This window comes from Streptomyces sp. R33, from assembly GCF_041200175.1.
Taxonomy (GTDB): Bacteria; Actinomycetota; Actinomycetes; order Streptomycetales; family Streptomycetaceae; genus Streptomyces; species Streptomyces katrae_B.
This window is the reverse complement of sequence record NZ_CP165727.1, coordinates 308649-320482: the sequence shown is the minus strand read 5'-3', so window position 1 is coordinate 320482 and position 11834 is coordinate 308649. Positions and strand designations below refer to the sequence as shown.

Genomic DNA, 11834 nt, shown 5'->3' with positions numbered 1-11834 from the left:
AGGATCGCAGCGTTGCCGGATGGCGTCACGGCGGCGTTCGAGTGCTCGGCGATGGGGTGAGCCGTCCGCAGCCACGCGCGTGCCGTACCGGAGCAACCCTGTTGCCTGCGCGAGCGTGGTGCCATGGTGATGTGGATCCGCACGTATGACGAGGCCCGAGGCCTGTGGCAGTACTTCGAGGGTGATGAGGAGGGGTGGGTTCTACGGCAAGTGGACTTGCGAGCCGAGGACGGCGCCCCGGTGACCGCCGCCTCCCTGGCGGAGGTTCTACGGTTTCAGGAGCGTGCGGACATCGCGACGATGAGCCGCTACGAGCAGCGGTACGGCCTCGTCGCCGAGGGCAGGCTCACGGGATGGGAGGACGCGCCGCGCGCCGGCGCGATCTCGGCCGAGGAGTTCGAGAGGGTATGGCTGGACGCCCGGCGGACCCTGGGTACCACCGCGCCGCCCCCGGACATGGAGAGGTAACGGCCGCTCCCGCTCCCGCTCCCGCTCCCGCTCCCGCTCCCGCTCCCGCTCCCGCTCCCGCTCCCGCTCCCGCTCCCGCTCCCGCTCCCGCTCCCGCTCCCGCTCCCGCTCCCGCTCCCGCTCCCGCTCCCGCTCCCGCTCCCGCTCCCGCTCCCGCTCCCGCTCCCGCGCTCGCCTGGCCGAGGCCGGCCGGAAGGCGCCCGACTTCTACTGCGACGCCATGGCCCAGATGCGCATGGACCCGTGGTCGCGGGGCCGGGTAACCCTGCTCGGACACGCTGACGCTGCGGAGTGGTTGGCCCGCGCCTGCGATGACTGGGAGATGCAGGCCACGACCGGTTTCGTGGGATGCGTCTCCTCATGTCTGGACGAGCACCTTGGCACGGACCCCGATCGCGTCGCGCTCGCGCGTCACCCCTCGGAGCGGCCCTGCAGCGACTGCTCGCATGGGCCCCGGCCCTCCCGAAGGACGTCGTGAACTCATTCGGAACGGGCAGTGGTTGCGAGGGTTTCCGCGTGGACCTGCCCATTGACCCCCTGCGGGCCTGTGGTCGCGCCTTCACCAGCCTTCTTCGTGGAGGCTCCCGCCCGGACACGACAGCGGGGCGTGCTGATCTCGCTCGGGCAGGGGTTCCCGCCTGGTTGAGGTTGCGTATGGGGAGGAGTCGGAACGACGCTCGGCCGTACATTGCTATGGGAGCCATCCTCATATGCGAGCGTGCCTGACCTGCTGCTACGCGGAGGGCTGGGCCAGGTCCGGGTGTCGGCGGCGCCAGTTCGCGTAGACCGGGCTGGCGGCGCAGCTGTCCAGGTAACCGGCCGCCGCCGTGCGGAGGATGGCGTCGCCGTGGGGTGTCAGTGGGCCTTCGCGATGCCAGGCCAGCACGTGGCGGTACCAGAGCGGGTTTCCCGCGAGGGGGCGGACGGCGACGCCGGGGGTTTCCGCGAAGGTGGCTTGGCAGAGACTGACGGCCAGTCCCGCGCGGACCAGTTCGATCAGCTGGCGCCCCTCGGCCTCGTGTGGGGCGGACGGGCGCCGGCCGGTCAGCGCGCACACGGAGGACCAGTACTCGCGGGTGCGGTCGCCGTCCGGCCGGGGCATCGCCCAGTCGTGATCAGCGAGTTCGGTCAGGGACACGGCCTCCTGGCCGGCCAGCGGGTGCGTCGCGGGCAGCAGGGCGAAGACGGGTTCGGTGACCAGGGGGGTGAGGACCACCCCCTCGCGCGAGGGCAGGAGTTGCTCCGGGTGGTCGCCGAGCACCGCCGCCTCCAGGCGGCCGGCGGCGAGGTCGTCCAGGAGGGTGACGGGGGAGTAGTGGCACCGGGACGTGACTTCGGCCTCGGGCAGCAACCTCCCTATGGCCAGGACGAGGTGGCCGATGAGGGGAGCACCGACCGATCCGACGCGGACCCGGTCCGGGGAGGCCAGGTGGCGGGCTGCGCGGGCGGTGTCGGCGAGGAGGGAGTCGATGCCCGGCAGGACGGCGTGGGCCCGGGCCAGCACCAGCTCGCCGAAGGCCGTGGGTGTTGCTCCGGCCCGGCGCCGGTCGAAGAGGACACCGCCGAGCATCGACTCGATGCGGCGCAACTGCGTGCTGAGGCCGGGCTGGGTCATGGACAGCGCGGCGGCCGCCCGGGTGAGGCTGCCGGCCTCGGCGATCGCGCACACCACCCGCAGGTGCCGTACTTCCAGTTCCATGCCGCGCATGTTATGGAGCGACGACAGCTTTCGGACAGGAGCCGGATCCCATCAATCTTATGTGAAATGTCACACGTTATTTACTGGAGGTTGTGTGTCCACGAGACCCGGATCCAGACCCAACCACCGCCCGACGGCCACGCGCGGGCTGTCGGCCGCCCTGGCCGCCGCACTGCTGCTGCTCCTGCTGGTGGCGCCGACCGCCGACGCCGCTGACAGCCCGTCGGCCTGTGCCCTGCGCGGTACCACCGGCTGGACGGACGAGGGGCACGACACGGACTACTCGGTGTTCCGGCGTCCCGTCGGCACGGTCAAGGTCGGCATGCTTTTCGTGGACTTCCCGGACGCACCGGCCACCGAGGCTCCAAGCGAGGACTCCGCGCAGATCACGGCCGGGGCGGACTGGCTCTGGTACGCCTCGTACGGCAGGACCTGGCTCGCGATCGACCAGCACCAGCGGTGGGTTCGCATGCCTCGTGCCTCCACCGACTACGGCTTCGCGCGGGGCCTGACCCACGAGACGCACGAGGCGTACGTCAAGGACGCGGTGGCGGCCGCCGATCCGTACGTGGACTTCTCCGGCTACGACATGGTGTACGTCGTGCCGACGCGCCACGCGGCGGCGATCTCCTTCACACCCACGTACGTGTACGAGTCGGGCACGGCGGGTGTGGTGGCCGACGGCCGCCGGGTCAAGTGGGCGGTGACCTTCGGCCAGGACATGTGGCACTGGGGTGCCAAGCTGGTCGCCCACGAGACCGCGCACACCTTCGGGTTGCCCGACTTGTACGCCTTCGCGACGGGCAACGACGCCCACCGCTTCGTCGGAGGCTGGGACGTGATGGGCCTGATCGGCGGCCGGGGGCCGCAATTCTTCGCCTGGCACTCCTGGAAGCTCGGCTGGACCGGGGACGGTCAGGTCGTGTGCCGGGCCACGAAGGGCAGCGACACCGTGTACCTCACGGCGGTCGAGTACGGCAGCGGCACCAAGCTGGCGGTGATCCGCACCGGCCCCACGACCGCGTACGTCGTCGAGTCCAGGCGCGGGATCCAGGCGGACGCGGGCTCCTGCTCGACCGGCGCCCTGGTCTACCGGGTCGACGCCTCCGTGCAGACCGGCCAGGGGCCGGTCAGGGTGATGGACGCCAAGCCGGCCGCCGCACCCGCGGGCTGCTGCCGTCCGCTGGACGACGCCCTGTTCTGGGCCGGCGAGTCGTTCACCGATGCGGCGGCCGGAGTGCGGATCGACGTGCTCGCCGCCGACGGGTACGGCGAGACCGTACGCATCGCGAAGTCGTAGGAGCGGCACGGACGCGGCAGTGCCCCCGGCTCCATGCCATGGAGCCGGGGGACTGCGCGGGGTGGGGTCAGGTGCCGCTCTTCGCCGGGTCCTTGAGCCCGATCGTGGCGTAGTCGAGCTGGCCGCCGAAGGACGTGTGGCCGAAGGCGCCGGCGATGTTGGTGCCGAGTAGTAGCGGCATGCGCTCGATGACGGCGGGCGCCGTCGGGGCCTTGGCGAGGATCTCCCCGTCCAACTGTCGCCACGCCGTGTTGGCCTGCGCGGCGTCGGTCATGCCGGCGATCTCGTCCATCCGCTTCATCGTCGCCTCGTCGCGGAAGAGCGAGTGATTGCCGGAGTTCCCCTTCTCCTTGATGTAGCGGCCGTCGAAGAGGAAGGGCAGGAAGGTGGAGCCGGAGGGGTAGTCGGGGCACCAGCCGGTGTAGACGAGGTCGGTGCGGCTTTTGGTGTCACCGATGGTGTCGTAGAAGGCCGACGGGTCGACGGTGTCGATGTTGACCTTGATCCCCGCCCGGCCCAGGGACTGCTGGATCGCCTCGGCAGCCCCCTTGTCCCCGTTGGAGACGGTGATGGTGGTCGTGAGCCCGTCCGGTTTGCCCGCCTCCTTCAGGAGCTGTTTCGCCTTCTCGACGTCACCCGTGGCCGGGATCCCCAGTGTGTCGGGCTGCTTGCCGCCGAAGAGCGAGCCGGGCATGAGTGCGGTGGCCGGGTCGTTGAGGGCCGGGCCGCCCGAGGCGGTCAGCACCGCTTCGCGGTCCAGGGCGTACAGCACGGCCTGCCGGACCTTGAGGTTGTCGAAGGGGGCGCGGCCCGTGTGCATCTGCACCATCTCGGTGCAGTTGGTGGACTCCGCCAGCAGGCGCGCCTTGACGTCGGCCTTGGTGAGCACTTTGGGGGTGCTCTCGGGGCGCAGCTTGCCCCAGGAGACTGCAGAGGAGTCCACCCCCTCGGAGGCGATGAGCCGGTCGTCGATCTGATTGGCCCTCAGCCCCATCACCACGACGAGCTTGTCCGGGTATGCCTTGCGCACCATGTCCGTGGCCGGGTCCCAGTGGGGGTTGCGGACCAGCACCAGCCGCTTGTCCCGGTCGTACGACTCGATCTTGTAGGGGCCCGAGGAGAACGGGCGGCTGTCGTATTGGGGGCCCTTGTCCTGGGCCCTGGGCACCGGGGCGAAGGTGGGCAGGACGGTGGCGTTGGGGAATTCCGCGAAGGGTTTGCGGAGTTCGAAGACGATCGTGTGGTCGTCGGGGGTCTTGACGGAGTCGAGGTGCTGCCCCTGGGCGGGGCCCCGGTAGCCCTCGGCGCCGGCCAGGTAGCGGGCGGCGTAGTCCGGGCCGCCGGGCAGGTCGGGGGAGAAGGACCGCTCGACGTTGTACTTGACGTCCTGTGCGGTGATCGGGGTGCCGTCCTCGTACGTGAGACCCCTCTTGAGCTTGAAGGTCCACGTCCTGGCACCGTTGGAGGAGACGCCGAGGTCCTCGGCGAGGTCGGGGACCAGCTCTCCGCCCTTCGCGCCCGGTTCCGCCTTGTACGTAACCAGCGTGCGGTAGAGGAGCCGGGTGCCGAAGTCCATGTCGCCGATCACCCAGTTGCGGGCCGGGTCGAGGTGGGTGAAGTCCTGGTTGGACAGGACGGTCAGCGTGCCGCCCTTCTGCGCAGTGCCGCCGACTATGGCCCCCGCGTTGGCGAGTGCGGGGTTCTTCTGGTCCTTGTCCTGCTGACTGCTGCCGGAATGGGTGCCGCTGGAACAGCCGGCCATGCCGAGTGTGACGGTCGCCGCCAGGGCGGTGGCGACGGCGTGGAGAGTGCGCTTGTTCATCAGTGGTCACTCCGTGAACAGTCGGGCAGCCCGAGGAGGCTGGAATGTGACCGATAACATAGTTATGTGAAATGGCACCCACAATTGTCGCGCCTCCATAACGTGGAGTCATGGATAAGTGGGGGCTCCACAGCCGCTGTTGGCCGCGCCATGCTGTCGTGCAATGTCACACGTCATTGTGCCCAGGTGGCCGTGAAGGGGACCCATGAACTCTGCGTACGCGACCATCGACCATGACTTCACCGTCCCCCTGGACCACGCGGCCCCGCACGGTCCGACCCTCCAGATCTTCGCCCGTGAGGTCACAGACGTGCGCCAAGCAGGTCGGCAACTACCCTGGCTGCTCTATCTGCAGGGCGGACCCGGCGGCAAGTCGCCCAGGCCGTCGGCCGGTTCACCCGGATGGCTGCCCGAGGCCCTCAAGACCCACCGGGTCCTCTTCCTCGATCAGCGCGGCACGGGCCGTTCCACCCCCGTTACCGCCCGGGCCGCCTCCCGCTTCGATTCACCGGCCCGGCTGGCCCACCATCTCGGCCACTTCCGCGCCGACTCGATCGTCGCGGACGCCGAAATGATCCGCCGACAGCTGTGCGGGGACGAGCCCTGGGAGACCCTCGGCCAGAGCTACGGCGGCTTCATCACTCTCACCTATCTCTCCAAGGCGCCCGAAGGGCTGCGGGCGTGCTACGTGACCGGCGGCCTGCCAGGCCTCTCGGCCGCCGCCGAAGACGTCTACGCCCGCACCTACCCCCGGGTGCGGGACCGCGTCCTTGGCTTCTACGCCCGCTACCCCGACGACGCAGCCCGGCTGCGCGAGATCGCCCGCCTCCTCGCTGCCACCGATGTGCGCCTGCCCGACGGAGACCGGCTCACCCCCCGCCGCCTGCGCACGCTCGGCCTCGCCCTCGGCATGAGCGACGGGTTCGAGCGGATCCACTGGCTCCTCGAGGAATCCCTTGACCGCGAAGCGAAGCTGACCGACACGTTCCTGCACCAGGTGATGACACTGACCGGCTTCACCGACAACCCGCTCTTCGCCGTCATGCAGGAGACCCTGTACGGCCAGGGCGCGGGGCCGACGGGCTGGGCGGCGTCCAGGGCTTTGGCGGCCTTCCCCGAGTTCGCCGAGGACGCCGACCCCTTCCTGCTCACCGGAGAAATGATCTACCCCTGGATGTTCCGAGAGGTCAAAGGCCTGCGCCCCTTCGCCGACGCCGCCGATCTGCTCGCCCAACGCCCCGACTGGCCACCGCTGTACGACCCTCGCCGCCTCGCCGCCAACCGGGTCCCACTCGCCGCACTCGTCTACCACGACGACATGTACGTGGACGCCGGGCTCTCCCTGTGCACCGCGCGCGAGGTCGGCGCCACCCGGGTATGGGTCACCAACGAATGGGAGCACGACGGCGTCACCGCCTCCGGCGGCCGTGTGCTGTCCCGCCTGATGGACCTGGCCGCGGGTCGAGCGTAGGACCCTCGCAGCCCCTTCCCACCCGCCCGCGCAACCCCTCAGCCTGCCACCGACGGGAGAGACATGACCAACCCGCTCCACCGCATGCGGCCACTCCCCGCGGCCGTCGCCCTCATCTCCTGCCTGTCCGCCCCCACCGCGGCCGCTGCCCCCGGCTCGCCGCCCCCGGCCGCCGGCTGCGCCCTCCCCGGCCGGACCGGCTGGACGGACGAGGGCCACGACACCGACCGGACCCAGTTCCAGCCCGCCACCGGAACCCGCCGCGTCCTGACGCTGTACGTGGACTTCCCCGACGCCCCGGCCACCGACTCCACCGAGCCTTACGCCGCTCACCTCGCCCCGGCCGCCGGCTGGATGGGCCGCGCGAGCTACGGCCGTCTGCGACTGGACAACACCTCACTGCACCGCTGGATCCGGATGCCCGCCGAGTCCACCTCCTACGGCTTCGCGCGCGGCCTCACCTTCGAGGCCCACGAGAAGTACCTCCGCGACGCGATCACGGCCGCCGACCCGTACGCGGACTTCTCCCGCTATGACATGGTCTATGTCGTCCCCGCCAGGACGGCGACCGCCATCCCCTTCTCACCGACCTACCTGTACGACCCGGCGGCGCCCGGCATCACCGCCGACGGCACCCGCCTCAAATGGGCCGTCACCTTCGGACAGGACATGTGGCGCTGGGGTCACAAGGTCGCGGCCCACGAGACCGCCCATACGTTCGGGCTGCCCGACCTGTACTCGTTCACCGGCGCCACCCACCAGTACGTGGGCGGCTGGGACGTCATGGGCAACATCGCCGGCCACGCCCCGCAGTACCTCGGCTGGCACTCCTGGAAGCTCGGCTGGACCCGCGACGACCAGGTCGCCTGCCTGCCCGCGTCCGGTCGCCGTACGGTACGGCTGACCCCGGTGGAACGGCCCGGCGGAACGAAGATCGCCGTGCTGCGGGCGGGCGAGACGACGGCATACGTGGCGGAATCCCGCCGTGGCGAGGGCAATGACGCGGCCGCCTGCTCCACCGGCGTCCTCATCTACAAGGTCGACTCCGCCGCCCGGACCGGCGAGGGCCCGGTTCGGATCATGAATGCGAACCCGACCGCGACCCCGCCCACCGGCTGCACCCCGCTGGACCTGGCCGCGTACGCACCCGGACAGAGCTTCACCGACCCCGCGACCGGCGTGCGCATCGACGTCGTCGCGGGCGGACGGACGGGAGACACGGTGCGGCTGAGCAAGGAGTGACTTCGGGCCGGGCCGACCGCCGTCCACCTGACTCCCGGGGACCAACCATGTTGAGTCCCGCCGACACGTCGCACCATGGCTGCGGTGGCCCGGCATGGGAAGCCCGCTTCGTGCGCCGCCGATTCGCCCCGGCTGATCGGCGGTCGGTCATCTCCTCAGAGCCGAATGGCGAGGCCGTCTCTGCCTTCGGGCGCAGGTTGCGGTGCTCGCGCAGGTGCCCAGGAAGCGCCTGGCGGCAGACACGTCCCCATCGGTGGGGTATCCGGGCGCCCATCGGGCACCGCCATCCGACTCGCCCGCCACCACTCGCTCAGCGTCGCTGACGGTCATCGGATGAAGCACGAGCCGCGCTGTCACAACATCGCTCATGGCAGGGAGGAGTATCACGCGGGGCGACCAGACCGCACTTGGATTATCCGACCGGGCAGCGCCCCGCCTCCGGTTGGTGATCGTAGGTACGGAAGGATCGCGGCATGCGCCGTGGGGATGGGCTGTTCGAGGTCGAGCCGGTGGAAAGCAGCAGCCGCAGGGACGTCCGGTGGGGGTGGACAAGCGGTTCAGGGCGTTCGACCCGCACCAGGTCCTGCTGTTGCCCTGTCGCTGGGCGACTGGCTACCCCAGGACCACCTCGTCCGTTTCGTCGCCGACCTGGTCGACGACATGCTGGACCTGGGGCCGGTCCTGGCCGACTACACCGAAAAGCGCGGCTGCCCGCCCTACGACCCGCGGCTGATGCTGCGTCTGCTGATCCACGGGACACGACCGGGGGGTTCGCTCCTCGCGGGCGATCGAGCGCAGGTGCGTCGAGGACGTCGCGTTCCGGTTCCTGGCCGCCGACCAGGGTCCGGACTTCCGCTCCATCTCGCGGTTCCGCCGCCACCTGAACGCCCTCGCGGACCTGTTCACCCAGTCGCTGCACCTCGCGCAGAGGTTCGGCATGGTCAAGATGGGCCGCATCGCTCTGGACGGCACCAAGCTCGAAGCGAACGCCTCCAAGCGCACCACCAACTTGCCTGCGGCACCGACACGTTCATGGCCACGGGACGGCTCGCCCACGACGAGCAGGTACCGCTCGCAGCGCGCGGAAGGATGCCGGTGAACGCCACCTTGAAGGAACGCATGGCCCGCAAGCTGCGGACCAAGCCGGGCAAGGCCGCCTACAGCCGCCGCAAGGCCATCGTCGGACCCGTCTTCGGCCAGATGTCGACCTGCCGGAACGGCCGCTCGACTCCTCCTGCGCGGCGAGGACGGGGCCCGCGGCGAGTGGCGGCTGCTGGCCGCCTGCCACAACCTCCGCAAGATCTTCCAACACGCCGGACTCGCCGCCCTCGCCGGCTGACCAGCCGGGCAGTCACGGGCCCTACCCGGCCGCACATCCGACGGGCAGGGCCCCAACCACAGCCTCACAGGCGTCGGCGGGGCGACCGCGACCGATCCCATCGATCACGATCAGCAGGCCCCTTGCTCGTTGCCGACCCACGCTCCTGGTCAACTCACTTCCACCGATGTGAAGTTCGGCGAGCGTCCGCGGGGTGAGACCGAGGAGGGTGCGTAGCAGGTGGTCTTGCGTGCGTCGTGCTCGCCGATGACGGCGATGGTAGGGCCGGGGTCGGCGTCGACGGTGCACTGGTTTGAAGCCCTCGCCTCGGCGTGTCCCGTTCAGGAAAGGTTCCTTACTGCGCAGGGGAGACCTCAGGAGGGGCCGTAGCGTCCGTTCGGGTGGTGTCACTCCTTCGCTGAGGGCAAGTGCCGCTGAAGGTACGTCGGTCCGTGCTGTGCTGTGCTGTGGCAACGGCCCGAAGGCGGTCGTACGCGGGCCCACCCGCTGTTCGTGGCAGGCCCGCCCCAACAGCGAAGGAGGACTGATGTCGCGCCAATGCAAGGATCGGCGAGGCCGGAGCAAGATCGCCCTACTGTGTGCCTCTGCAGTCTTGTTGACGGTGGCCCTGCTGAACACCTCCGGGGCTGACGCCGCTACGGTCCACTCCAAACCGAACCGCGACTGGGACGCCATCGCACGGTGTGAATCCGGCGGGAACTGGCGGGCGAACACCGGCAACGGCCATTACGGCGGATTGCAGTTCACCCAGTCGAGCTGGAACGCGGCAGGAGGCCGCAAGTACGCACCACGCGCGGACCTCGCCACAAAGGCGGAGCAGATCGCAACGGCGAGGAGACTCGCCGAGGTCCAGGGCATGGGGGCTTGGACCTGCGCACGTCGCCGCTGAAAGGCATGCTCCAAGAGGGGAGCGGGGCCGCCCCGTCGGGGGAGCAACCGGACGCGTCGACGGTCAACGGTTGTTGCCGATCGCGTCCATCTTCTCGCTGGGCCGAGTGGGGTATACGGGCGACGCGCTCGTTCCATCATTCGGTTCGGTGCTGCGGGGCAGGCTCCGAGTGAGGCCCGCGTGGGGGCAGCCAAAGCCCGAGGCACTCATGGCTCGCGTCCAACAGGACCCGAGCCAGGAGAGCCGGCTGGTTGCCCACCTCGGACCTCGCTCGGTGCAGGACCGGACGGCACTCGCGGTACAGAGTCGCCGTCGTGCACCGGTCATGGAGGTGCGCAGGCTCGTGCGGACGCTGGCTCGTGCGGCGGCCGAAGCAGGCGACCTCCTCACCGCTGACGAGGTGAGCCAAGGTTTGGCAAGGACTGCGTGAACGATGGCATCGACAAGCCGGGCGCCGGCACGGCCGGCAAGCATGAGCGCCACGTGCGGTAGGGCGGTCTGCAAGCTCTGACTCCGCCGTCTATGACGGACAGTCAGTCCCGGCACCTGCTCGACGAACGTGGCCTGGGAGCAGTCCTGCTGGCGGCATCGGAACCGGCGGACCTGCAAATCGATGATCATGTCGTCGGCCGGCCGTGGTGTCGTCCAGACGGCGCACGTACCGACTGTGCACCCCCGTCGACCTGGTTCCGCAGCCGGACAAACGGCCCGGCCGGTTGTCGCGGCGGCTTGGACGGTCACCAGTTCGCCGCGGACGGCGATGGCGTCGAGGACAACACCATCAGGCGTCGTGGAACCAGAGGTCTTGGAGCAGCGCGTCAGTCACGAGGGTTCATGATCGCTGCTTCGGTGACCCTCCGTGGCCGTGGCACGGAAGGTGATCCAGAACCAAGCGCCGCCGACATTCGTCCAGGCCGCTCTACCGACGGATCTGCACCGTGATGTGGACGCCGCCGGCGCTGAGGGCCGCAGCTGCGACAGCCCCGATTCTCAACGGACTGGGGGAGTTTGGTGAGCGGCAGGCGGCCGACGGGCTGGGGCCGCCCACTCCTTGGCCTTGTTCTCGTGGGGATGCCGCACTAGACGCCGGATTTACCGGGTTGCAACGGTGATCTCCACGATCTGTGGCCGCTCGTTCGGTCTACGCCCCTTCGGGCTAGTCCGAACGGCGTGCCTCCCGGCGCGGCCGTAGCGTGGTGCCATGAGCTGGGTCCCCAGGTCGGGCGCGGGCCGCGAGCATCAGCCGCTGACGGCGAAACCGGATGATGTCCAAGCCAATGTCGGCAGGCGCCTGGACGCCGTCGCCTAGATCCTGGCCGGCGCCCTGGTCGCCGTCGCGGGGATCATGACCACCCTCGGCCTAACGCGATGTGGTCTTCGTCGCCCTCAACAACGAATCCTGGCCCATCTACGGCGCCTCCCTGTGCGCCATCCTGGCCATCGCATGCAGCGTCGTGGCCCTGCTCCTCCATTCACGCGCCGGGGCAACGTCTGGAAGACCGTGGTCTTGGTGCTGGGGATGATCTTCTACATGACGGCATTGAGCGTGGCCGTCGTAGGCACCGCCGAGGCGGCAGGCGGTGACGGGCGCCCAGCGTTACTCG

The 11834-nt window shown here is 69.9% G+C and carries 7 protein-coding genes and 1 pseudogene; 6 read left to right on the top strand and 2 right to left on the bottom strand.

The annotated features are described in order from the left end of the window. The first annotated feature begins 123 nt into the window (after nucleotides 1-123). Nucleotides 124-468 (top strand): hypothetical protein, encoded by a 345-nt coding sequence (locus tag AB5J51_RS01695; protein WP_369776495.1) that lies wholly within the window; start codon nucleotides 124-126, stop codon nucleotides 466-468. A 733-nt stretch (nucleotides 469-1201) separates the two neighbouring features. Here AB5J51_RS01695 and AB5J51_RS01690 read toward each other — a convergent pair. Further along, nucleotides 1202-2167: a LysR family transcriptional regulator gene (locus AB5J51_RS01690; RefSeq protein WP_053790896.1), complete on the bottom strand. Its 966-nt coding sequence runs from the start codon at nucleotides 2165-2167 to the stop codon at nucleotides 1202-1204. Between the two features lie 94 nt (nucleotides 2168-2261). On the opposite strand from AB5J51_RS01690, the gene AB5J51_RS01685 reads away from it, so the two are divergent. Then, complete coding sequence (locus tag AB5J51_RS01685; protein ID WP_369776494.1) at nucleotides 2262-3467, top strand: M6 family metalloprotease domain-containing protein; 1206 nt, start codon at nucleotides 2262-2264, stop codon at nucleotides 3465-3467. Between the two features lie 67 nt (nucleotides 3468-3534). On the opposite strand, the gene AB5J51_RS01680 is transcribed toward AB5J51_RS01685, so the two are convergent. Further along, nucleotides 3535-5289, bottom strand: coding sequence for an ABC transporter substrate-binding protein (locus AB5J51_RS01680; protein WP_199828205.1), 1755 nt, complete (start codon nucleotides 5287-5289; stop codon nucleotides 3535-3537). 205 nt (nucleotides 5290-5494) lie between these two features. Here AB5J51_RS01680 and AB5J51_RS01675 point away from each other — a divergent pair, with 205 nt between their 5' ends. From AB5J51_RS01675 to AB5J51_RS01660, 4 genes and pseudogenes are all read left to right on the top strand, one after another. Continuing rightward, nucleotides 5495-6760, top strand: coding sequence for an alpha/beta fold hydrolase (locus tag AB5J51_RS01675; RefSeq protein WP_136226913.1), 1266 nt, complete (start codon nucleotides 5495-5497; stop codon nucleotides 6758-6760). A 63-nt stretch (nucleotides 6761-6823) separates the two neighbouring features. Then, nucleotides 6824-8002 (top strand): M6 family metalloprotease domain-containing protein, encoded by a 1179-nt coding sequence (locus tag AB5J51_RS01670; RefSeq protein ID WP_369776493.1) that lies wholly within the window; start codon nucleotides 6824-6826, stop codon nucleotides 8000-8002. A 491-nt stretch (nucleotides 8003-8493) separates the two neighbouring features. Next, nucleotides 8494-9341, top strand: a pseudogene (locus tag AB5J51_RS01665) (transposase). A 601-nt stretch (nucleotides 9342-9942) separates the two neighbouring features. Further along, the gene (locus AB5J51_RS01660; RefSeq protein ID WP_234382963.1) at nucleotides 9943-10230 is read left to right on the top strand and encodes a transglycosylase family protein; all 288 of its coding nucleotides are present in this window, start codon (nucleotides 9943-9945) and stop codon (nucleotides 10228-10230) included. The last annotated feature ends 1604 nt before the right edge of the window (nucleotides 10231-11834 follow it).